This is a genomic window from Salipaludibacillus aurantiacus, assembly GCF_900111295.1.
Taxonomy (GTDB): Bacteria; Bacillota; Bacilli; order Bacillales; family Salisediminibacteriaceae; genus Salipaludibacillus; species Salipaludibacillus aurantiacus.
The window spans coordinates 189,718-213,619 of sequence record NZ_FOGT01000004.1; the positions used below are offsets into that span (position 1 = coordinate 189,718).

General features: G+C 44.3%; 19 protein-coding genes and 1 riboswitch. Of the genes, 13 read left to right on the forward strand and 6 right to left on the reverse strand.

What is annotated here, in order from left to right:
* The first annotated feature begins 72 nt into the window (after positions 1–72).
* The 8 genes from BMW59_RS06395 (at position 73) to ade (ending at position 12,213) form a co-directional block, all read left to right on the forward strand.
* Entirely contained in the window at positions 73–1,434 is a 1,362-nt protein-coding gene (locus BMW59_RS06395) for a glycosyltransferase family 4 protein (RefSeq protein ID WP_093048999.1), read from the forward strand.
* 74 nt (positions 1,435–1,508) lie between these two features.
* Positions 1,509–2,510, forward strand: a complete 1,002-nt coding sequence (locus tag BMW59_RS06400) for a LacI family DNA-binding transcriptional regulator (RefSeq protein ID WP_177174215.1) — start codon at positions 1,509–1,511, stop codon at positions 2,508–2,510.
* 86 nt (positions 2,511–2,596) lie between these two features.
* Positions 2,597–3,964, forward strand: a complete 1,368-nt coding sequence (locus BMW59_RS06405) for an ABC transporter substrate-binding protein (RefSeq protein WP_093049005.1) — start codon at positions 2,597–2,599, stop codon at positions 3,962–3,964.
* Between the two features lie 84 nt (positions 3,965–4,048).
* Positions 4,049–4,957, forward strand: a complete 909-nt coding sequence (locus BMW59_RS06410) for a carbohydrate ABC transporter permease (RefSeq protein WP_093049008.1) — start codon at positions 4,049–4,051, stop codon at positions 4,955–4,957.
* Positions 4,958–4,969: 12 nt separating this feature from the next.
* A complete protein-coding gene (locus BMW59_RS06415) occupies positions 4,970–5,791 on the forward strand; it encodes a carbohydrate ABC transporter permease (RefSeq protein ID WP_093049011.1) in 822 nt (273 codons plus the stop codon).
* A gap of 986 nt (positions 5,792–6,777) precedes the next feature.
* Positions 6,778–8,511, forward strand: coding sequence for an ABC transporter ATP-binding protein (locus BMW59_RS06420; RefSeq protein ID WP_093049014.1), 1,734 nt, complete (start codon positions 6,778–6,780; stop codon positions 8,509–8,511).
* Positions 8,501–10,333, forward strand: coding sequence for an ABC transporter ATP-binding protein (locus BMW59_RS06425; protein ID WP_093049017.1), 1,833 nt, complete (start codon positions 8,501–8,503; stop codon positions 10,331–10,333). The genes BMW59_RS06420 and BMW59_RS06425 overlap by 11 nt, the downstream gene beginning before the upstream one ends.
* A gap of 140 nt (positions 10,334–10,473) precedes the next feature.
* Complete coding sequence (gene ade, locus BMW59_RS06430; RefSeq protein ID WP_093049020.1) at positions 10,474–12,213, forward strand: adenine deaminase; 1,740 nt, start codon at positions 10,474–10,476, stop codon at positions 12,211–12,213.
* 270 nt (positions 12,214–12,483) lie between these two features.
* On the opposite strand, the gene BMW59_RS22210 is transcribed toward ade, so the two are convergent.
* The 5 genes from BMW59_RS22210 to thiM form a co-directional block, all read right to left on the reverse strand.
* Positions 12,484–12,618 (reverse strand): hypothetical protein, encoded by a 135-nt coding sequence (locus tag BMW59_RS22210; RefSeq protein ID WP_281244224.1) that lies wholly within the window; start codon positions 12,616–12,618, stop codon positions 12,484–12,486.
* On the reverse strand, positions 12,615–13,913 hold the full coding sequence (locus BMW59_RS06435) for a helix-turn-helix transcriptional regulator (protein ID WP_177174216.1): 1,299 nt from the start codon (positions 13,911–13,913) through the stop codon (positions 12,615–12,617). The genes BMW59_RS22210 and BMW59_RS06435 overlap by 4 nt, the downstream gene beginning before the upstream one ends.
* 110 nt (positions 13,914–14,023) lie before the next feature.
* A complete protein-coding gene (gene thiE / locus BMW59_RS06440; RefSeq protein ID WP_093049026.1) occupies positions 14,024–14,680 on the reverse strand; it encodes a thiamine phosphate synthase in 657 nt (218 codons plus the stop codon).
* The gene (gene thiD, locus BMW59_RS06445) at positions 14,677–15,507 is read right to left on the reverse strand and encodes a bifunctional hydroxymethylpyrimidine kinase/phosphomethylpyrimidine kinase (RefSeq protein ID WP_093049029.1); all 831 of its coding nucleotides are present in this window, start codon (positions 15,505–15,507) and stop codon (positions 14,677–14,679) included. The genes thiE and thiD overlap by 4 nt, the downstream gene beginning before the upstream one ends.
* Positions 15,508–15,520: 13 nt before the next feature.
* A complete protein-coding gene (gene thiM / locus BMW59_RS06450; protein ID WP_093049433.1) occupies positions 15,521–16,318 on the reverse strand; it encodes a hydroxyethylthiazole kinase in 798 nt (265 codons plus the stop codon).
* Positions 16,319–16,389: 71 nt separating this feature from the next.
* Positions 16,390–16,490, reverse strand: a riboswitch (TPP riboswitch).
* A gap of 85 nt (positions 16,491–16,575) precedes the next feature.
* On the opposite strand from thiM, the gene BMW59_RS06455 reads away from it, so the two are divergent.
* The 3 genes from BMW59_RS06455 to BMW59_RS21580 all read left to right on the forward strand — a co-directional run bounded on the left by BMW59_RS06455 (position 16,576) and on the right by BMW59_RS21580 (position 19,751).
* On the forward strand, positions 16,576–17,673 hold the full coding sequence (locus BMW59_RS06455; protein ID WP_281244225.1) for a nitric oxide synthase oxygenase: 1,098 nt from the start codon (positions 16,576–16,578) through the stop codon (positions 17,671–17,673).
* A gap of 129 nt (positions 17,674–17,802) precedes the next feature.
* Positions 17,803–19,113, forward strand: coding sequence for an anaerobic C4-dicarboxylate transporter family protein (locus BMW59_RS06460; RefSeq protein WP_093049035.1), 1,311 nt, complete (start codon positions 17,803–17,805; stop codon positions 19,111–19,113).
* A gap of 485 nt (positions 19,114–19,598) precedes the next feature.
* Positions 19,599–19,751, forward strand: a complete 153-nt coding sequence (locus BMW59_RS21580) for a hypothetical protein (RefSeq protein WP_177174217.1) — start codon at positions 19,599–19,601, stop codon at positions 19,749–19,751.
* Positions 19,752–20,073: 322 nt separating this feature from the next.
* Here BMW59_RS21580 and recQ read toward each other — a convergent pair whose 3' ends face one another.
* The gene (recQ, locus tag BMW59_RS06465; RefSeq protein WP_177174218.1) at positions 20,074–22,227 is read right to left on the reverse strand and encodes a DNA helicase RecQ; all 2,154 of its coding nucleotides are present in this window, start codon (positions 22,225–22,227) and stop codon (positions 20,074–20,076) included.
* Between the two features lie 270 nt (positions 22,228–22,497).
* Here recQ and BMW59_RS06470 point away from each other — a divergent pair, with 270 nt between their 5' ends.
* Both BMW59_RS06470 and BMW59_RS06475 read left to right on the forward strand, forming a co-directional pair.
* Positions 22,498–23,112 carry an alpha/beta hydrolase gene (locus BMW59_RS06470; protein ID WP_093049041.1) on the forward strand — a complete coding sequence of 205 codons (615 nt, stop codon included), beginning with the start codon at positions 22,498–22,500 and terminating at the stop codon, positions 23,110–23,112.
* Positions 23,109–23,726: a flavin reductase family protein gene (locus BMW59_RS06475; protein ID WP_342739752.1), complete on the forward strand. Its 618-nt coding sequence runs from the start codon at positions 23,109–23,111 to the stop codon at positions 23,724–23,726. The genes BMW59_RS06470 and BMW59_RS06475 overlap by 4 nt, the downstream gene beginning before the upstream one ends.
* Positions 23,727–23,902: the final 176 nt, after the last annotated feature.

The window sequence follows — 23,902 nt, forward strand, 5'->3', positions numbered from 1 at the left end:
ATAACACTGGAAAGAAAGCGTTTTCTCATGTATAATTGCCATCGATGGCAAAAGTAAAAAGAGGTGATCTGAGTGAACATTGCGCTGGCCCATTTCAGAGTAGGCGAAACTGACGGCGTCTCGCTCGAAATGGAGAAATGGAAGATTGTTCTTGAAAAGTTGGGGCATAGGGTGTACTTTATTGCAGGAAGTAAAGGAGAATCAGATGCATATGTGATTGATGAGCTTCATTACCTCCATCCGGAAAATAACCGGTTTGTCGAGAACTGTTACGGGAAACTCACTGATTACTCTACAGAAAAAGAAGTAAAAGAAGATATCCTTAACTTTGCTGAACGTATTGAAAACAAGCTGATTAAAGCCATACATGACCTGGAACTTGATATGATTATTCCTAATAATATCTGGTCATTGGGATGGGGGCTGCCGGCAGGGATCGCCTTTACCAAAGCTCTGCAGCGGACGGGTATTAAGGCTGTTGCCCACCACCATGATTTTCACTGGGAAAGAGACAAGTATGAGAATCCTGTCTGTTCATTTGTCCCTGAATGGCTTAACACTTATTTTCCGCCTGATCTGCCTGAAATTACTCATGCAGTTATTAACAGAATTGCACAGGATGAGTTGATGAAGCGCCGCGGGATTACTTCTAAAGTCGTACCGAATGTTTTTGACTTTTCGGAAGAACCCTGGTCCAAAGATGACTACAACGCTGATTTTAAAAAGAAAGCAGGGTTGAAAGAACAGGATGTACTCGTGCTGCAGGCGACGAGAATAGCAGAAAGAAAGGCGATTGAATTAGGCATTGATGTCGTCGCTGAAATGCAAAGCGAAGAAAACTTGAAAAAGCTGTCCACAGACGGACTCTATGATGGCCGTTCCTTTACGGAAGACAGTGAGATTGTTTATGTTCTTGCCGGACTTGAGGAAGCAAGCGAAGAGTATATTACTAAACTTAAAGAAAAAGCCGAAAGAAAAAATGTTAAACTGAAATTTATCAATCATTTGATCGAATCACAGAGGACTAAGAGTAACGGGACAAAAATGTATTCGTTATGGGATGCCTATGTCCATGCAGATGTTATTACGTATCCATCGATCCTTGAAGGGTGGGGCAACCAGCTTCTTGAAGGAATTTATGCCAAGAAACCGATGGTCATTTATGAATATCCGGTTTATGTCACAGATTTAAAGCAGGCAGAGTTCCAGTTTGCAACCTTAGGAAATACACACGAATGGAATGAGGACAAACTTGTTAATGTAGAAGACCATAAAGTGGAATCAGCGGCAAAAGAGCTTGTCAAAACCTTAACAGATCCTGATTATCGTGAAAGAGTAGTGACTCATAACTTTGAAACAGGGAAAAAACTCTATTCTTACGAAGCTTTAAAAGAGGCAGTCGAAAGAGTGCTCAGTCTCTCAGTGAAAGGTTGACAAAACATTATGAAAGCGGTATCATTTAGTCAACAATAGTTTTGCCATCGATGGCAAAAAGTGAGTTGATAAAAATGAAACGTATTACTATAAAAGATGTAGCAAGAGAAGCAAACACTTCCCAGCGTACCGTTTCCAGGGTGCTTAATAAAGATCCGAAAGTAAAAAAAGAAACACGGGAAAAAGTCCAACGGATCATTGAAGAACTGGGATTTGAAGTTCATATGCCGGCCCGGCTTCTGAAAGAAAAAAAGACAAAGCAGATTGTCGTTTTTATAGACCGTCATGAAGGCCTGTACTGGGGTTCGTTTCATAATGAAATCCTGCAGGAGCTTCACAAAGCGGCAAGGAAGGAAGGGTACCGCATGGTTATTTCATCATCTTCAGGAGACAGTTTTGAAGAAGATGAAAACGACGGATTTTATTTAGTGAAAAACGGTCTTTGCGACGGGGCGATTATGTTTGACAGCAAACCGGGTGACAAAAGAATTGAATACCTTTCACGAAGAGAAGTTCCTTTTGTGCTGATTGGTAAAGACAGAGAACGTTATGATACGCCGTTTGTAGACTTGGACAATGAATATGCCGGTTATCTTGGAGCCCGGTACCTTCATTCTAAAGGACATGAGAAAATGACATTCTTTCTGGGAAATGAAGGCTTTGTTGTTAATAAAGAAAGAGCAGCCGGCTTTAACCGTTATTGTGAAGAGCACAAGCTTGAGGGCACATGTCATTATGACGTAGCCAGTATGGGAAAAGCATACGAGGAAACACTAAGGCTGTTAGAAGATTCGCCGAAACAATGCATTTTTATGTCAGGTGATGAGCGCGCTCTCGGGGTTTACAGAGCAGTCAGGGAAAAGGGCCTGCGTATTCCGGAAGATGTGGCTGTACTAGGAATTGACAATATAAAAATGGGTGAGTTTCTGTGGCCTGCCATTACAACTATTGATCAGCCTAAAGAAGATATGGGGTCTGAATCTTTTAAAATATTATTGGAGCAGTTAAACGGCCGGTCATCAAATATGAAACGGATTATGATTTCACCAAGAATTATTGAAAGAGAATCGGTGTGAAGGACTATGCGTCTCACCGATTTTAAATGGTGTATTTTGCCATCGATGGCAATTATATAAATAAATTACCTTAAGGAGTGAATCAAGTGAAAAAGTTCAAATGGTTAACTTCAGTCGGTCTGGCGGGAACATTGTTTTTGGCAGGGTGCGGCGGAACGAATGACGGGAATGACACGGCGGATGCAGATAATGGTAATAATGACGGAAACAATAATACGGCCTCAGAAGAATTAGAGGAAGATGTTTCAATTCGTATGCAAATTGTTTGGGCGACAGATTCAGGTCGCGGGGAAGCCATTCAACGAATCATTGAAGATTTTGAAGAGCAGAATGAGAACATTTCAGTAGAACTGGTTGGCGGTGCACAGGATAATCAGCGTATCCTCACGCAGATTCTAAGCGGTGAGGCACCGGAAGTTATGCAATTGGCGTACCGTCAAGTTCGAAGCTTAGGAGCAGAGGGCGCCTTTGTGGACATGGCCGCTGATTTTGAAGATGAAAGGGATAACTATTATGAAGAGTTATGGAATCTTGGTTCAGTAGGAGACAGCCTCTATGGTTTTCCATGGCTCGGGCATACGATTCAGTTAGTATATAACAATGACATGTTTGAAGAAGCAGGGATTGAAGAACCACCGGCAACGTGGGATGAACTTTACGAAACAGCGAAGGAACTGACTAAAGATACGACGGGTGACGGTGAAATTGATCAGTACGGTCTTGGCCTTGTCGGACAGCAGTCTCATGATATTACGTGGATGGTTAATATGTTTGTCCATCAGGCAGGTGCAGAATTAGTCACAGAAGATGATAACGGTGATTATAAAGTAGCTTTGAATACGCCAGAAGGTAAAGAAGCGCTTGAGTTTTACAAAAAGCTGGTCGATGAAGTGGCACCGCCCGATACAGTGAACAAAGACGGCGGGGAAGTAATGGCAGATTTCCGTAACGAACTGGTGGCTATGGAATTCCAAGGCCCATGGGGTGTGACAGACATTTGGCAAAACGGTAACCCGTTTGAAGTAAAAACAGCTGCTACGCCTGAAGGACCGGCAGGGGCCGCTTCAGAACTTGGACCTTATATGCTGTCTGTTCCTACAGAGCTGGAGCCTGAAAAAGAAGCAGCAGCAAAACAGCTTATTGAATATTTAGGCTCTAAAGAAGCTCAGGAAATGATCATGCTTGGTGAACAAGGAGAGGATGGCGAGTATTATCCATTCCGGGTTCCAATGAGAAAAGACCTGGCTGACATGGAATACTTCCAGGAAAATCCGGAGTTCCTTGTGTTTATCGAAGGTCTCGAGAATCCAAGTATTTCAACTCCTGTCGAATCATGGCTGCAAGTGGAAGAAGAAATCTATCAAAGCTTATTGAACCAGCTTGTTACAGGAAATAAAACAGCGGATGAAGTTCTTGAATCTTTAGAAGAAGAAGGAAATCGTATTTTAGAATAGATTGTGTTATGGATCGCCTGTCCTTAAGGGGATAGGCGATTTATCTAAGAAGGTGTCCGCGCTTCATAAGAAGGAGGTCTTACCGTGAATCAGCTAATCCAAAAGCTCAAGAACAATGATTGGACAGGGACAGCCTTTTTACTGCCTGCAGCTATTATTTTATCTTTATTTGTCGTATATCCGATCATTTGGGCATTTCTAGTGAGCTTCAGGGATATCCGGCCAATGGAGATGAGAGGAATTGGGCTTTTCACTATGCCGGGGGAGTTCGTCTGGCTGCAGCAATACATTGACGTTTTTAATAATTCATTATTTATCAAATCTTTATTTAACACAGCTTATTTCGGAATAATATATATCCCCATTACGTTAATTTCTGCAGCATTGCTTGCCGTACTGCTGAATCAGAAAATGAATGGTGTTAACTTTTTCAGAACTGTTTTGTTTATCCCTTATATCATTTCAGTTGTTAGTGCCAGTTTAATATTCATGTTTTTATTCAATGGGGACCGCGGGATGATCAATGCAGTGCTTATGCAGTTTAATATATCCGGTCCAAACTGGCTTGCAGATTCTCTCTTGGCGATGCCTGTTATTGCAATCATGAGCGCTTGGAAAAAGATCGGTTACTTTATGCTGATTTATTTGGCGGGTTTACAAAATATCCCTAATTCACTCTATGAAGCAGCAAAAATTGACGGTGCCAACGCCTTTCAGCGGTTCTGGTTTGTAACTTGGCCAATGCTTGGAAGGATCACGCTTGTTGTCAGTGTGTTATTAATGATTGATACCCTTAATGTCTTTCAGGAAGTCTTTGTCATGACCGGCGGGGGACCCGCAGATTCCACAACGACTGTGCCTTTCCTGATTTATAATGAAGGGTTCCAATATTTCCGGATAGGTTCGGCTTCAGCTATGTCGTATATTTTGTTTGTGGTTGTAATCGTCATTACGCTTCTTCAAAAACGTTCAGTTGATAAAAAATTAGGATAGGAGGAGATCACAGTGGATAAGAGAAAAAATACAGGATTGCAAGTGCTATTGTGGACCATGTGCGTGATCTTTCTTCTGCCTTTATACTGGCTGTTCGTCTCCAGCGTTAAAAGCGATTCAGAGATCACAAGGTTTCCGCCGACTTTCTGGCCTGAAGAATTTGTGTGGAGTAATTTTGCCGATATATGGAGCCGCTTGAATTTCGGGCAGACTTTTTCAAATTCAATCTTTGTCAGTTTATCAACGACCGTTCTTATTGTTATTTTTTCAACAATGGCAGGCTATGCCTTGTCCAAAAAGAAAATTATCGGAAAAAATATGATTCTTGTCGTGCTTGTGGCTACGATGACGGTACCGCCAACAGCTTTATTACTTCCTCTGTATTTTATTATCACAACACTTGGAATGTACGATACGTTAACGTCGTTAATAATTCCGTTCGGTGTGACTGTTTTTGGCGTATTTTTTATGAAACAGTATATGGATGATATTCCTGATGAACTAATAGAAGCAGCCAGGATTGACGGGTGCGGAGAATTCAGGATTTTTCTCCAGGTCATAGTGCCTTTAGTGAAGCCGGCCGTCACGACTCTTGTGATAATTGAGTTCGTTAATAACTGGAACTCCTTTACAATGCCTCTTGTTCTACTGCAGTCTGAATCCAACTACACCTTACCGTTGCAGCTGGGGATTATTGCGTCAGAAAGTGTTGCCATCCCATGGTCTCAGATTCTGGCAGCTAACCTCCTGACGGTTGTACCAGTCATTGTGCTGTTCTTAGTGCTTCAGCGGCAGTTTATTAAAGGAATAATGGAAGGGGCTGTTAAAGGATAAAAGTGAAATAGTCCTCTTCTAATAAGGTTGTCACTTAAAATGTTGTAATATATGGCAGTGTCTTGCTGCACCTCCCCACTAGATTTTAAGCGGGAGGTGCTTTTCTTTTTGCGTGGGTCTGGTGAGTACATTTAATGGTCCGCTCACTTGGAGAGCAGGGACGTGAGCGGGTGATATATTCCGTAAAGGTCTACTCGAAAGCCTCAGCTGAGGCTGAGCGGGCCATATCTGCGTTTTATGATCCACTCACTTGTCGCACAGGGTCGTGAGCGGATGATATAATCAATATAAGGTCTACTGGAGAGCATCAGCTGAGTCTGAGCGGGTGATATCTGCGTTTTATGATCCACTCACTTGTCGCCCAGGGTCGTGAGCGGGTGATATAATCAATATAAGGTCTACTGGAGAGTTTCAGCTGAGGCTGAGCGGTCCATATCCGCCTTATATGATCCGCTCACTTGGCGCCCAGGGACGTGAGCGGGTGATATAATCAATATAAGGTCCACTGGAGAGCCTCAGCTGAGTCTGAGTGGTCCATATCTGCATTTTATGATCCACTCACTTGTCGCCCAGGGACGTGAGCGGGTGATATATTCAATATAAGGTCTACTCGAAAGGATCAGCCGAGTCTGAGTGGTCCATATCCGCATTAAATAATCCGCTCACCTCTTACATACAAGCTAAGTGACTCTTATCCGCCCCGCATTCAAAATATTTTTGTGTCGCCTCCATTAATACCACATCCTACCCCTCCCGCCGCAATTCCCGAACGCCCCCCTTCACCTGCATCCGCCCCCGAGACTTTCAGTTAATAATCCCTTTCGAAAACCGAAGCAAATTTCCCGCCGCCTGGCTTAAAGTATGATAAAGTAATTACCAACTGACGAATAAATTGAGGCCGCCGGAGGAGCCTTCATTCAATGGAAGATCTCCCGGCCCTCAGTCAACTTATAAATGAACAATAGATTTTGAAGGAAGCGGTAGGAATGAAAAGAGTATTGTCTTTTTTAGGGCCGTACCGGTTTGCTGTATTTATAGCACTCAGTTTAACTTTAATTGAGCTGGCTGTGGAGCTGGTACAGCCGTTCCTTATGTCACGGATTATAGATGACGGGATTATGCAGGAAGACCTTTCAGTGGTGATGACGTGGGGAGGAGTGATGGTTGGATTGTCGCTTCTGGCTTTTGCAGCGGGAATTACGAATTCGTTTTATGCCGCTCATGTGAGCCAGAATACGGGCTTCGATATAAGAAGCAGACTATTTGATAAAGTACAGTCGTTTGCTTTTTCAAACTTCAGCCAGTTTCCTACTTCATCACTGATGACACGGATGACAAATGACGTGAACCAGATTCAGAATACGATATTCATGAGCCTGAGGATTATGCTGCGCGCCCCTCTTCTTGTAGTGGGATCGGTCATTATGGCACTGCTGGTCAATGCTCAGCTGGCTCTGATACTTGTCCTGACGATCCCTGTGCTTGTTGTGTTTTTACTGTGGCTTGTCAGAAAAGCGGGCAGCCTGTTTAAAGCCGTGCAGGCGAGAGTAGACAGAGTCAATAATGTGGTCCAGGAAAATTTAACAGCGATTCGTCTGATTAAGTCATTTATCCGCCGCCATCATGAATCAAAGCGGTTTACCGGAGCTTCAGACGAGTTGAGGAAGAAAACCGTTAAAGCGCTCAGGCTGATAGAAACGACGATGCCGGTCATTTTGCTTGTGATGAACGGAAGTATTATGGCAGTTCTCTGGTTTGGAAGCATTGGGGTTAACACAGGAGGAGCTTCTGTCGGTGAAGTAGTTGCGATCGTTAACTACGTGACCCGTATGACAGGGGCGCTGTCGATCTTTTCAATGATTATTATTATTTTTTCCCGGGCCCGGGCATCCTCTGAAAGGATTGCAGACGTGCTTGAGACGGAGGCTGACCTTAAAGATACTGACTCAAATGAGCCGGCTGCAAAAGTGGAGAAGGGGGCTATTGAGTTTGATAATGTTTCGTTCCGTTATCCAGGATCCAGCCAGCAGGTGCTGAATAATCTCTCATTCAGGGCGGAACCTGGTGAAAGAATTGCAGTACTAGGTGCAACAGGGTCGGGAAAAACCTCGATGTTCCAGCTGATACCGAGACTTTACGATCTTGACGGCGGAGCGGTGCGGATAGACGGACATGATATACGTAAAATGAAGCTTAACCATTTACGTCGTGAAATCGGCTATGTGCCTCAGGAAGTGATGCTTTTTACAGGAACGATTGAAGAAAACCTTCTCTGGGGTAAAGAAGATGCCGGCATAGACGAAATAACAAAAGCATTAAAAGATGCTCAAATACATGATGCGGTGACAGAACTTCCTAACGGATCAAAAACAGTTATCGGCCAGAGGGGCGTCAATTTGTCCGGAGGGCAGAAGCAGCGGATATCCATTGCCAGAGCGCTCATTCGCCAGCCGAAAATTCTTCTTCTGGATGACAGCACGAGTGCCCTGGATGTCAAAACGGAGAAGAAGCTTCTGGAAGCCTTAAAAGAGTATTCATGCACTACGTTGATGATTACCCAGAAAATGAGCACGACCATGAATGCTGACCAGATCCTTCTTATGGAGGACGGGACCATTACAGCTAAAGGCACGCATGACGAATTGCTCAGCACTTCTCCTCTTTACCGGAAAATCTATGAATCCCAGTTTGGAAAGGAGGGGATAGCAGATGTTAGATAAGCTGACTGAGCCTTTCCGCCATGAAAAAATCAAATTAACGGAACAGGAGACGGACGGAGCCCCTTCTTCAAAGAAACGCGCTGAGGATTGGAAGGGGACGTTAAAACGGATTTGGAAGTACCTTTCTGAGAGCAGGGGAAAACTGTTCCTCGTTCTCCTGATGATCTTTTTTAGTTCTTTCTTTGCTTTACTCGGGCCGTTTATTGTCGGTGTGTCAATCGATGAATTCATTGTCAACCAGGATACGACAGCACTTCTATGGGTACTCGGAGGACTGGCCCTGATTTACATTTTCCATTCTTTGTCCGTGTTCCTCCAGCATTTCTGGATGGTCCGGATTGCGCAAAAAACGGTTTTTACTATACGAACACAGCTGTTTAACCATCTTCATAAACTGCCTGTCCCGTTTTTTGATAAACGAAAGCACGGGGAGTTAATGAGCCGGCTGACTAACGATATAGAAAATATAAGCAACACATTGAACAGTTCCGTTATCCAGATTTTCGCCAGTATACTGACTCTCATTGGAACTATTTCTGTCATGCTTTATCTGAGCCCTCTGCTGACGCTGATCACTTTGACGATTGTCCCGGCGATGGTGCTCGGCATGAAGTGGATTACAAAGCGGACGGGTAAGCTATTCAAAGCCCAGCAGTCGAATTTGGGAGAATTGAATGGGTATATTCAGGAAACGATGTCCGGCCAGCGGATTATTAAGACGTTCTCACAGGAAGAGAAAGTAATTGAGGGGTTTGAAGAGCGGAATACCGAATTAAGAAAAGCCGGTTTCTGGGCCCAGACAATTTCCGGGTTTATCCCTAAGCTCATGAACATGCTGAATAACTTGAGCTTTGCCATTATTGCCGGCGTAGGCGGGATCTTTGTCCTCTACGACATGATTACAATCGGTGTGATTGTTATCTTTGCAGAGTACGCCCGTCAGTTTACACGTCCGCTGAACGATCTGGCCAACCAGTTTAACACCCTTCTTTCGGCCATTGCAGGTGCAGAACGGGTCTTCTCAATTATGGACGAACCTGATGAAATAAGTGATGAAGAGACGCACGGGGAATTAGAAGAGGTAACTGGGGAAGTCACGTTTGACGACGTGTCTTTCTCATATGAGAAAGAGGAGAACACGGTTACAAATATTTCTTTCCGCGTGCAGGCAGGTGAATCGGTTGCCTTCGTTGGTCCAACAGGCGCCGGAAAAACAACGATGATCAGCCTGTTATCACGGTTTTATGACCCTGATAAAGGGGCATTATTGGTAGATGGTACGGATACTTCAACAGTTAAACGGGAATCCTTAAGAAAACACATGGCTTTTGTTCTGCAGGATTCTTTCCTGTTTCAAGGAACCATCCGGGAAAATATCCGTTATGGCAGACTGAATGCATCAGATGAAGAAATCGTTGAAGCAGCAAAACTTGCCAATGCCCATTCTTTTATCAGCAGGCTGCCGGATGGATATGATACAGAAATTGATGCAGAAGGAGGCGGGATCAGCCAGGGACAGAAACAGCTTCTGTCAATTGCACGAGCTCTCCTTTCTGACCCGTCCATTTTAGTCCTTGATGAAGCAACAAGCAGTATTGATACGGTTACCGAGCTTAAAATCCAGGAGGCGCTCGAGCGTCTGATGAAAGGACGAACGAGTTTTGTGATTGCCCATAGGCTGAATACAATCCAGCAGGCGGATCAGATTATCGTGCTCCATCAAGGCCGGATGATTGAAAAAGGTTCACATGAAGAACTGCTGAAAGAAGGCGGGTTTTACGCTGATCTGTATAACAGCCAATTAAAAAAAGAAACAGGTTAAATAGTGTGAGATGATCTGACAATTTAGTGAAACAGGATAGATGTCTGACCTCTTATTATGTATAATAAAGACAATTACTTTTATAAAGCTTCAGGTTATGAAAATACCTGAAGCTTTTTTATAAAAAGGGAGTCATGGCGATGAATAATAAAGAAGAGTTAATCAATCAAATAAGATCTGCCAATAAAGCACAGGTTGCTGATCTCGTTTTTAAAAACGGCAAAATAGTAAACGTCTTCACATTAGAGGTGGAAACGGCAGACGTGGCAGTTACCGATGGGAAAATCATTGGAATTGGAGAATACGAAGGAAAGGAAGAAGTGGATGCCGGAGGGAAATACATTGTCCCAGGGCTGATTGACGGGCACGTTCATATTGAATCATCAATGGTTCCGCCAAGCCATTTCTCTCATATTGTCGTGCCGCACGGAGTGACCTCGGTTGTAACGGATCCCCACGAGATTGCCAATGTGACAGGCGAAAAAGGAATCCAGTTTATGCTGGACGATTCTGAAGGTATCCCGTTAGATGTATTTGTTAATTTGCCATCCTGCGTCCCGGCCACACCGTTTGAAAATTCGGGTGCCGTTCTGTCTGCGGCAAACCTGGAAGGATTTTACAGCCACAGCCGTGTCCTCGGCCTGGCAGAAGTGATGGATTATCCGTCAACAGCTGAAGCAGAAGAAGACATGGCGGCCAAAATCCACGACGCCCGTGTTCGTGACCGGGTGATTGACGGGCATGGGGCAGGCCTGGGCTCTCACGCGATGAATGTTTACGGCACAGCAGGAATTTCAACTGACCACGAGTGCACTACAGCCGAAGAAGCCCGTGACAGGCTTCGCAAAGGCTTGTATGTCATTATACGTGAAGGCTCGGGGGCAAAGGATTTAGAAGCCCTTATTCCTGTGGTGAATGAAAGGAACTCACGAAGGTTTCTTTTCTGTACAGACGATAAGCATCTTGATGAACTGCTTGAAAGAGGCAGTATAGACGATAATGTCCGATTAGCTGTTAAAAACGGACTCGATCCCCTTCTCGCCATTCAGCTGGCAACTTTAAATGCTGCGGAATGTTACGGGCTTAAGACGAAAGGAGCAGTGGCGCCAGGTTTTGACGCTGATCTGCTTCTGGTCGATGACCTGAAGGCTTTTACCGTCTCAGACGTTTATAAAAACGGGAAGCTCGCTGCACGTGACGGGAAAATGCTCACAGATGAAAAGCTTGTAAAAAGACCAGGTAACGATCTTCTGAAAACCGTTAACTTACCTGAGATTACGGAAAAAAGTCTGGCTGTTCCAGTATCAGAAACAGGAAAAGCCCATGCAATCAAGCTCCGGCCAAACAGCCTGGTGACTGAAAAAATAATTGTTAATCCAGACCAGAGAAACGGGTTATTTGAGGCGGCGCCAGCAAAGGATCTTTTAAAAATGGCTGTAATTGAACGCCACCACATGACAGGAAATATCGGTTTAGGATTTATTAACGGATTGGGTCTGTCCAGGGGAGCGGTTGCTTTGACGGTCGCGCATGATTCCCACAATCTGGTTGTTGCAGGGGCTAATGATAAAGATATGCTGCAAGCTGCCAGGGAAGTTGAGAAAATGGATGGAGGAATGGTCCTTGTTGATGAAGGCCATGTCATTGCCCGTCTGCCGTTAAACATCGGCGGGCTGATGTCCTCGGGCGGTGTGGAAGAGACATACACCAATTTGAAAGAGCTGGATAAAGGCCTCGAAACTCTTGGATTTACCGGCCGGTTTAACCCTTTTTCAGCACTTTCCTTTATGTGCCTCCCTGTTATTCCTGAACTGAAACTTACTGATCTCGGTTACTTTGACGGAGTGGCTGGCAAGCATATCCCGCTTGAAGCGGACTGAAAAGGTGTTAGGCAGGCGGCTGCTTTGAGGTGAAGGTGAAGCTTTACCGTATAAAGGTGAAAGTCTACGTTATTAATGGCGAACGCTACCGTATAAATGTTTAACTCTACCTTATAAAAGTGGAACTCTACCGTATAAACGGGCAACTCTACCGTATAACAAATTTCGACAAAAAATCCCCTCTGCGAAATACCCCAACCTTACGCTCTCAACCGAAAAGACCGGCCTTGAGTTTAACCTCAAGGCCGGTCTTTCTTGCCATGAATACAGCTACTCGCCAATACTTAATGATGAAGGACGGGGATCATCATAATCTTGTGTTGCTGAGTCCTCCATTGGTGAAAAAGTGAATAAAAGCATGAGTATAAGGACTGTGACAACCGTTTTACGTGATTTTTTTATCACAGAGCCCGCTCCTTATACAGTTTTTTCACGGCTTCTAATTCAATTTTCAAATACTCGCCGGCTTTCTTGTACTGCCTTTTATCTGAAAGATAGCTGCTGAATTGTTCAGCTATTTCCTCTATATATTCCCATAGCTTGTTTTTAAAAAAATAATCTATCGATTGTTTCATTTTGTTTTCATAAGTCTCGAAATCTTTTAGTTCGAAAGCCAGCTTTGCTTCCATTACCTGTATTCTGTAACTGTGCAGCTCGGTATGGCAATAGCTGTCTGCTTTTTTTAACAGCTTGTCCAGTTCATCTAATCTTTTAGAGGAGAAATAACCAGCTAAGATGCAGTAGTAAGATTTAAAAAGACTGTTTACGTGGTAAGAATCATTACTGGAGAAATGGCGCTCTTTTATCTCCAGGCTTTCCTTGAAACAAGCAATGCTTTCCTCATATTTTCCCTGCTCTTGTTTTAACATGCCCAGGTTATGAAGGATATTAGCCTGCTCTTCTGTATAATTCCGGTCTCTGGCTAACTCAAGCCCTTTCGATAATACTTTTTTTGCCGAGTCATATTCTTTATTTTCCGTATACAGAATTCCCATAAGTGTATCTGCTTTAACGGTATCCAGCCATTTATGCAAGTTCATAAACAGGTTTCTTGCCTGTTTGACGTGGATTAACGATCGATGATAATTATGGGTGTGGAAAAGAAGCAGAGCTGTATTCTGCCTGACGCGCGCTTCATCGTCTTCTTCTGTCGCATCGTTTAAGGCTAGCGAGTAGTTTTCATAGCATTCAGGATAGTTTCTCTTTAAAAAATGCAGCATTCCTGAAACATAATAGAATTTGAACCGGATTGGTTTCGGATGGCTTTCAATTGAGGAAGCTTCCAGGTAATAAGAAATTTGTTTATACTTCTCTTCAGCGGCAGAAAGGTCGCCTTTGCGAAGCAGATGGCCGGAGTGGGTTAAAAGAAAGTCAAATTCCTGTGTCAGGGAAGGAATATATAATAAGTCTTCTCTATATTTTTCCAATACCATGTCACCGTCGGTTAAAGACTGTTTTACAGCTTTTTCGTATTCCTGGATTTTTTTTGCTAAAGACGGAGAAGGGCGGCTGTAAAGAGTTAAATAATCGTCAGGGACTTCAAGCCGGCTGGCGATCTGGCAAAGGATATCACTGGACGCTTCATAACGGGCGCTTTCAATATTACTGTAATGGGAAGCTGAAATAATATTTTTAAATATACTGGTTTGGGAAAGTCCCTTCTGATTGCGGAGAAATTTAATTCTTTTGCCGATGTGCAAAGTTTTTCCCTCCATTTTTAAATTTCCAAGAATACTAGAATAGTTTGATTATAAACGTATTCCAGTATTCTTATTTTAGCCCACCTCCGGAAATGAAAACAAGCCTTCTCTCAGCTGGACGCTTTGCGGTAAAGTTTATTTGCCGCATCAGCAGGTGAAGCGGAGGAGGCGATCGCAGATATAACAGAAATGCCATCTGCCCCTGCACGAATGACAGCTGGCGTGTTTTCAAATGTAATGCCGCCAATAGCCACTATGGGAAGAGTCAGGCCCTCTTCCCGAAATTCAGAAATTCTTTCGGGGCCGCAGACCTCTTCAGCGTCATCCTTTGAGGAGGTGGCAAAAACTGGACCGACGCCTATATAATCAGCACCGTCTTTTTCTGCTTGAACAGCTTCAGTAAGTGAATGGGCAGATACTCCCAAAATTTTATCGGGACCAATCTTAGCTCTTACTTCCCGTGCACTTGTGTCATCCTGACCGACGTGAACGCCGTCAGCATTTAGTTCGACGGCCAGTTCGACATCATCATTAATAATAAAAGGAATGCCTTTTTCATGGCAGATGGCCTGCAGCTTGGCAGCCTGCTCTTTTTTCTTTTCTCCTGTTAAAGCCTTTTCCCCTTTTTCGCGAAATTGAAAAATCGTTGCTCCGCCCTGGACGGCTTCTTCTAAAATTTCTGTCAGTGGTCTGCTGACGTTTGGCGTTCCGCATATAAAATAGACTTTTAATACTTTTTTCAGGGTGACAGGATCTCTTCTGATCATTCCGTTTCGACCTCCATTTCAACTCTCGTATCCGGGTAAAGCCGCAGGGCGGCATGATTCGTTGGGCCGGAACCTTTACCGATTGAGAAGCCGTGCATAATGGCAGCGTGAATAAACATTTTAGCTTTCCTGACTGCCTCAGGAAGAGGGAGCCCTTTAGCTAAGTTGGCAGTAATCGCTGCTGCATAAGTACAGCCTGTTCCATGAGTATGAGGGGTGTTAATTTCAGGCACAGAGAGATAATGGAAGGTGCGGCCGTCATAAAATAGATCAACCACTTTACCTTTATTTTTTTCATGTCCGCCTTTAAGAAGGACGGCTGAAGCGCCCATTTTATACATTTCTTTAACCGTATTTTTTCTGTCGTCAACTGTTTGGATTGTCAGCCCTGTTAATTCCTTTGCTTCAGGAATGTTAGGGGTAATAATCGCCGCCTGCGGTATCAGCTCATTAATTAACGCATCAATAGCTTCATTTTTTAATAGTTTAGACCCTGAAGTGGATACCATCACCGGGTCAACAACCAGATTCGGCCACTTATAATAACGGGATTTTTCAGCAACGATCCCGATGATTTCTTTATCAAACAGCATACCTGTCTTTACAGCGTCTGCGCCGATATCGTCCATCACAGAAGTAATCTGCTGGTCGATTCCTTCACTTTCTACTGGATAAACTCCCTGGACGCCTTCTGTATTCTGGGCGGTTACCGCCGTGATAACACTCATGCCGAAAGTATCCAATTCCTGAAATGTTTTAAGGTCAGCCTGAATACCGGCGCCTCCGCCACTATCAGATCCAGCGATTGTAAGAGCTTTTGGCAGCATAGCAGTTCCTCCTCTAATTGTTTGAAAGTCTCTCAATTTGTTCAGATGTTACCTGGTGAAGTGCATCAAGGAAGTGAATCTGGAAGTGGCCCGGTCCCATATTTTCCTCTTTTGAAGCAGCCACTTCGGCTGCGATCCCGTAAAAGCTTACGGCCGCTGCAGCAGCTTCCAGAGGAGAGTCATGAACAGCAGCAAAAGCCCCTGTTACTGCACTCAGCAGGCATCCTGCACCAGTCACTTTTGACTGGAGGGGATGGCCGTTAGTCAAAGTGTACGTTTGTGTTCCGTCAGTAACGATGTCTGTTTCCCCAGTTAATGCCACTACGCAATTCCACGTTTCAGCTGTATGTTTCGCTGTCTCAGCTTTATTCTCCAGGTTCGCAGTGGAATCGACCCCTCTCATTTCTACCTCGTTCTCAGAAAGATTAGCTATTTCACCCGCATTTCCCCGGACAATTGAAATATCCAGTTCACTCAGCAGCTGCTTTGCTGTTCTCGTCCGGAAAGGGGTGGCTCCGACGCCGACCGGATCAAGAATGACCGGGGTTCCGGCTTTATTAGCAGCCTTACCGGCGAGAAGCATGGCATCGACTTCCGTCTGAGTCAGTGTCCCGATATTCAATACTAGCGCCTGGGCCGCCCGTGCCATATCTTCAACTTCTTCTTCCGCATATGCCATGACAGGGCTTGCCCCGAGTGCGTAAAGGCCGTTTGCTGTAAAGTTTGTCACTACCATATTGGTGATGTTATGAATAAGCGGGGAAGTCTCCCGGATTTTCTCCCGTAAATGCTGTACTGGTAACATAATCATCCACCTTTCTTCTTTTTTAAAAAAACAAAAAGACGCTGTCCAAAATGGAACAGCGCCAGAATATTTCCGTTGCCAGCTTTGTTCCACTTTCCTACGCTGGTATCACCCAGATCAGGTTCAAAGGGATCAGGACATAGCCTGTCTCAGCCAGACGGCACCCCCAGTGGTTAAAACATTTTATTTTATGTTAGTTATATACTATCATATGAAGAATGGATGGACAAAAGATTCCAATTAATCATGAAGGTGGGAGCCGCGTGAATCAGTTATATGAGAAGGCAAAAGCTTTTATTTCGCTCTGTTATAAAGAATTAAACAAAGAAGAAGACATAGAGGGCAGGCTGAAAGAAATTAAAACAGAAATATGGGAGACAAACCATTACACACATACATTTACTGAGCTGGAACACGGGGCAAAAATGGCATGGCGAAATGCGAATAAATGTATCGGCCGTTTATTCTGGGATACGCTCACAGTCATGGATGCACGAGATTTACGCCATGAAGAAGATGTATTTGAAGCATTAGAGAGTCATCTCCGCTTTGCAACCAATAATGGGAAAATAAGACCTGCTATGACCTTCTTTGCTCCTAGAAAAAATGGGGCCGCCCCTGTTACACTGTTAAATCATCAGCTCATCAGATATGCTGGGTATGAAAAGGGAGAAACAGTGACAGGAGATCCAGCTTCTGTGCCTTTTACAAAGCTGTGCCAGTCACTGGGCTGGCAGGGAGAGGGGACGCCTTTCGATGTCCTTCCACTCGTCATAAAACTGGAAGACGGTACAATCTCATGGCGTGAACTGAAGGAAAAAGACATTCTCCGAGTACCGATCACCCACCCTGACATCGCGGAAATAAACGAATTAGAATTGGAATGGTATGCAGTCCCTGCCATTTCCGATATGCTCGTTGAAATCGGCGGTCTGGAGTATCCTGCTGTGCCTTTTAACGGCTGGTATATGGGCACGGAAATCGGTGCGAGAAATTTTGCAGATGAAAGCCGCTATCATAAGCTTCCGGAAGTCGCCAAAAAAATTGGCCTGGATTTGTCTAAAGCTTCTTCTTTATGGAAGGATCGGGCCCTCGTTGAGTTAAACCGCGCTGTGCTTTACTCTTTCCAAAAAAATGGGGTCAGTATTGTGGATCATCACACAGCTGCTGACCAGTTTAAAACCTTTGAAAGACGTGAAGCCGAAGCCGGAAGGCCGCTTACAGGAAAATGGAGCTGGCTGATCCCGCCTGTATCCCCCGCGACAACACATATTTTTCATAATGAATATAATGATGAATTTGTATCACCTAATTTTCACTATCAGAAAAAAATCTATGACAGTGAAGGAAAGCTGATCTGAACGTCAGGGATATATTGCAAAATCTCTGAAAACTTTGTGAAGATATGAGCATTTGCAACATTTTTATCGCTGACAGTTGTATGATCGAAACATCTTAGAAATCAAACTTAAAGAGAAAAGGTGAGTCAGTTGTTCTGGTTACAGTTTTTAGTTGTTATTATTGCTATTTTTATAGGTGCAAGAATCGGGGGGATCGGCCTCGGGGTTATGGGGGGCGTAGGTCTCGCCATACTGACATTCGGTTTTGGGTTGCAGCCCACGGCTCCGCCAATTGATGTCATGCTAATGATCGTAGCCGTTATTACGGCAGCGGGAGCCCTGCAGGCGGCAGGAGGGATGAATTTTTTAGTCACTCTTGCAGAAAAAGCTTTACGGCGAAATCCAGGCAGGATCACCTTTATGGCCCCTGTAGTGACGTATTTCTTCACTTTCTTCGCAGGTACAGGCCATGTCGCGTATACGTTATTGCCGGTTATATCTGAGGTGGCCCAGGAGTCAAAAGTCCGGCCTGAACGGCCGATGTCCATTGCCGTTATTGCCTCCCAGCAGGCGATCACAGCGAGCCCGATATCAGCAGCTACCGTCGCATTGCTCGCTTTACTGTCACCCTACGATATTACCCTCCTTCAGATTCTTGGAGTAACAATCCCGGCTACATTTATTGGTATCATGGTAGCGGCTTTTACCATTAGAAAACGCGGTGCGGAGCTCGATGAAGACCCTGAATACAATCGCCGCTTAGAAGAAGGACTGGCACCGATTAAAAATGAGCGTGAAAAAATGGTGATCACCGGTCTTTCAAAACTGTCCGTTGCCCTGTTTATGTTCGGGGCAGTATTAATCGTTCTCTTAGGAAGTTTTCCAGAAATGCGTCCAGCATGGAACGTTGAAGGCGAAATCGAACAGCTGTCAATGCCTTTCGCTATTCAGATTATCATGCTTACAGTCGCAGCACTTATTATTCTCATCTGTAAAGCAGACGTGCAAAATGTAGCCGGCGGAACAGTTTTCCGTGCAGGTATTGTCGCTGTTGTCGCCATTTTCGGGATCGCATGGATGGGGGATACCTTCTTCCAAGCCAACATGGATACGATTGAGCCGGCAGTCCAGGGCATGGTGTCCGCAGCCCCGTGGATCTTTGCCTTAGCCCTGTTTATTATGTCAATCTTATTAAACAGCCAGGCTGCAACAGTCAGAGCCCTTATGCCACTTGGATTGAGTCTTGGCATCAACCCGCTTTTCCTGATTGCCATGTTCCCTGCAGTCAACGGGTACTTCTTTATCCCTAACTACGGGCCAATCATCGCAGCAATCAGTTTCGACCGGACAGGCACTACAAAAATAGGAAAATACGTCCTTAATCACAGCTTTATGCTCCCGGGACTTGTCACCAGTGTAGTCGCCGTAGCGTTAGGCTTCCTGTTCGTCATGTTCTTATAAAAATAGACTTTATTGCCCCCTCATGCAAAAGCATGAGGGGCTTTTTGTGGAAAAAGCAGGGGGAAAAAGAAGAAAGAAGTGCAGGAAGTGAGGGTTGGTGCTACCAGTGTAGCACCTACAGATGTATCAGGAAGAAAACAGGAGGATAGAGGAGTAAAAAGAAGAAAAAAGTGTTGGAATTGAGGTTGGTGCTACTAGTGTAGCACCAACACAGGTATCAGGAAGAAAACAGGAGGATAGAGGAGTAAAATGAAGAAAAAAGTGTTGGGAGTGAGGTAGGTGCTACGAGTGTAGCACCAACACATGTATCAGGAAGAAAACAGGAGGATGAGGGAGTAAGAAGAAGAAAAAAGTATAGGGAGTGAGGTAGGTGGTACCAGTGTAGCACCAACACATGTATCAGGAAGAAAAAAAGAGGATGAGGGAGTAAGAAGAAGAAAAAAGTATAGGGAGTGAGGTAGGTGGTACCAGTGTAGCACCAACACATGTATCAGGAAGAAAACAGGAGGATGAGGGAGTATAAAGAAGAAAAAAACGCAGGAAGTGAGGTTGGTGCTACCAGAGTAGCACCAACACATGTATCAGGAAGAAAAAAAGAGGATGAGGGAGTAAAAAGAAGAAAAAAACGCAGGAAGTGAGGTAGGTGCAACCAGTGTAGCACCAACAGATGGATCAGGAAGAAAACAGGAGGATGAGGGAGTAAGAAGAAGAAAAAAGTATAGGGAGTGAGGTTGGTGCAACGGGTGTAGCACCAACACATGTATCAGGAAGAAAACAGGAGGATAGAGGAGTAAAAAGAAGAAAAAAACGCAGGAAGTGAGGTAGGTGCAACCAGTGTAGCACCAACAGATGGATCAGGAAGAAAACAGGAGTATAAGAGAGTAAAAAGAAGAAAAAAGTGTAGGGAATGAGGTAGGTGTAACGGACCTGCCCGACACTCCCTACCCATCCCGAACCTTATTACTTCCTTAATAAATAATCCTGCACAAATACTTTAATTGTAAAGTAGTCTACTTCTTCGGGAAGTGCTTCTTTGATTGGTTTTAATCCGTCTTCTAAGCCGACCCGGTCGACGGCCTCTTCTACCATGGATAAATGTTCGCGGTCTACCAGGCTGTTAAAATTAACATCTTTGCCTTCGTCGGCAGCTTGCAGCAGATGGTTTTTGACAGTGGGTTCGCCTATGCCACGCAGCTCTGCAATCTCTTCCACTGTGCGTCCTGATTCGAAAAGTTCCAGTGTTTTTAAGTAGCTGGGTGTTTTATCTTTTGGTACACCGATGCCGTCGGCAGGCGTTTCCGAAACCGAAGCAGCTGCTCTTTTAAATCTCTTTTTTTCTTCAGGGTGCTCATCCAGATATTCAAAGACGGCTCTCAGGAAAGGCTCTCCGTAAGTTTCAACTTTTGCCTGGCCTACTCCTTTTACTTCAAGCAGTTCGTCTTCAGACTCAGGGAGTTTTGCGCAGATATCATTTAAAGTCTGGTCTGAAAAAACCATATATGGGGCGACTTCATGCTGTTTTGCCAAATATAATCTGAGCTCGCGAAGTGTTTCAAAGAGCGGGTGCTGTTTTGAAATAACACGTGGTTTGCGTGCTTGCTTTTTCTTAACTTTTGTTTCTCCTTTCAGGACCGGCAGCACATTTTCAGTCAGCTGCAGAACAGGATAGGTGCCACCGCTCATTTTTAAATACTGGGCGGCAGCAAGGTAATCAATAAACTGGCTGACTTCTTTTTGTGTCCGGTCTTTCATAAGTCCGTAGGTTGACAGTTTATGAAAGGAGAAATCTTTTACTTTTTTGTTAGTTGAGCCGACTAATACCTGCGTGACCATCGTTTTTCCGAACCGTTCGTTCATTCTTTTTATACATGAAAAAACCATTTGAGCTTCCCTTGTCACGTCGACAGACTCTCTGTCATCAGCACACTCTGAGCAGCGGCCGCAAGCCGTAGTGTCTTCATCCCCGAAATAGTGCAGAATATAGGCTTGCAGGCATTTTTCCGTATGACAATAATTTACCATTGCCTGGAGCTTGGCGTGCTCCTGTTCTTTTCGTTCCTCATCCATATTGGACTGTTCGATAAGGAATTGTTGAATACGGATATCCTGCGGAGTAAAGAGAAGAATACACTCACTCGGCTCCCCGTCCCGCCCGGCACGACCGGCTTCCTGATAGTAGCTTTCAATATTGCGGGGCATCTGGGCGTGAATAACGAACCGTACATTGGATTTGTTAATCCCCATACCGAATGCGTTCGTTGCGACCATCACCTGAGTGTCATCGTAAACAAATGATTCCTGCATGTCTCTGCGCTGATCTGCTGTCAGCCCTCCGTGGTATTTGCCAACCGAGACGCCAAGCCTGCTAAGCTGGTCATGGAGCCTTTCAACCTCTTTTCTGGTCGCAGCGTATATAATTCCTGAATGAGTGCCGTTTTGCTTTATATAATCTTTTATATAAATGTCGCGGTCCATTCCTTTTATGACGTGAAAAGACAAGTTTTCTCTTGCAAATCCTGTCTGTACCACATTCTCTGAATTAATGGCCAAGGCACTGCTGATATCCCTGCTGACTTCAGGAGTGGCGGTTGCTGTCAGGGCAAGGACGACAGGATTTCCGTTCAGTTGGGAGACAAGATCGGGTATTCTCATGTAACTGGGTCTGAAATCATGGCCCCACTGGGATAAACAGTGAGCTTCATCCACTGCAAGCAAAGACACAGGGAGAGACTGAAGCATATTTAAAAAAACTGCAGATTCCAGCCTTTCCGGGGCAACATAGACAAGACGGTAAACACCCTGCCTGATTCCCTGTATCCGTTCACGTACTTCTTCGTAACTAAGGGAACTGTTTATAAATGTGGCTTCAATGCCTGCTTCCTGCAGTTCATCTACCTGGTCTTTCATCAAAGAGATCAAAGGGGAGATGACCAGCGTGACTCCCGGAAAAAGAAGAGAAGGGATCTGATAGCAGATCGACTTTCCTCCTCCGGTAGGCATGACTCCCATCGTATTTTTATTATGAAACACCTTTTCAAGTATTTCTTTCTGACCGTCACGGAATTCATCATATCCGTAATGTTCTTTCAGTCGTTGTTTAGCCTCTTGCAGCATAATTTTTCCTCCAAAAACGTACTATAAATCCAGCCTTTATTTAGTGTACAGGAAAAGGCTGGAGTATTGAACAGATAATATAATAAATCCTTCCGGGGGAGTACTCCAGGGGGAAAAATACTATTTGCCCGCAAGTCATAAATCACATATTTTGAAACTCAGCTTTAAATCACCTATAATATAGTCACTTACTTTTTGAAAGAACAAGAACAAACTTAAAGAATCACTTAAACTGCTAAAATTAACTTAATCATGAAGGAGTGTGGAACGGTGAAACATATTTTTCATAAAGGAAAAGAAGGAAATAATCAGACATTGTTATTGCTTCACGGGACCGGAGGAGATGAGAATGATCTCCTGCCTGTTGCAGAGATGATCGACCCCGGCGCTTCTGTGTTAAGTGTGCGCGGGAATGTGGATGAAAACGGTATGAACCGGTTCTTCCGGCGTATCCGTGAAGGGGTATTTGATGAAGAAGATTTAGTTTACAGAACTAAAGAACTTTATAACTTTATAAACGAGGCAGCCATGGAGCACGGGTTCGACCGTAACCAGCTCACTGCTGTAGGTTATTCCAATGGAGCCAACATTGCAGCCAGCCTGCTGTACCATTATAATGAGCCATTAAAGGGGGCTGTTCTTCTGCATCCGATGGTTCCGAGAAGGGGAATAGACCTTCCGCCAATGGATGGTTTTCCGGTGTATATCGGTGCAGGTTCGAACGACCCGATCTGTCCGCCTGAAGAAACAGAAGAATTAAAGAAACATTTAGAAGAAGCGGGCGCAAGAGTGGAGTTATTCTGGGAGAATCAAGGACATCAGCTGACGAGAACGGAAATTGACAATGCGAAAGAGTGGTATCGTAAACACATAAGAGGAGAGTGATCATTAACATGGCAATTATCGATCCTAAAGACTTATCAAAAAAAGAAAATTACCGGTTTCTGACGTCTTCTGTTACCCCCAGACCGGTCGCCTTTATCTCTTCCATGTCTGAAAAAGGAGTGTTAAACGCCGCGCCATTCAGTTATTTTAACGTTATTTCAGCGCAGCCGCCCCTTTTGTCCGTTTCAATCGGAAGAAAGAACGGCCAGCAGAAGGATACTTCCAGAAACATTTTGCAAGTGGGTGAGTTTGTCGTTCACATTACAGATGAAGAGAACGTTAAACAAGTGAATGACACGTCAATGAACCTGCCTTCTGACCAGAGTGAAGTTGAGAAGGTGGGGCTTGAACCGATCGTCAGCAGCAAAGTGGGAGTTCCGTCAATTAAGGAAAGCAGGATACGCTTAGAATGCACGTTGGAAAAGCATCTTGTATTCGAAGAAGGGGATTCTGCAACAGACTTTATTATCGGCCGGATTGTCAGTTACTATGTGGATGATCAGCTTTACGAAGACGGAACCGTTAATACGAAAAAACTTAAACCAATTGCCAGGTTAGGCGGCAAACAATATGCGCCGCTGGGTAAAATTTTTGAACTGGACCGTCCGGAGTAACAAGCTTACATCCGTCATAAAACCCGTCAGACGATAAATCTGGCGGGTTTCTGCTATCTTTTTCATTTTGTTAGAGAATAAAAATTATCATTTAATGACTCTTTAAAAATTGAAAATAGGGAATAGGTATATATAATTAATGATAAATACCTACGTCGGGAGCAGGGGGAATGGTT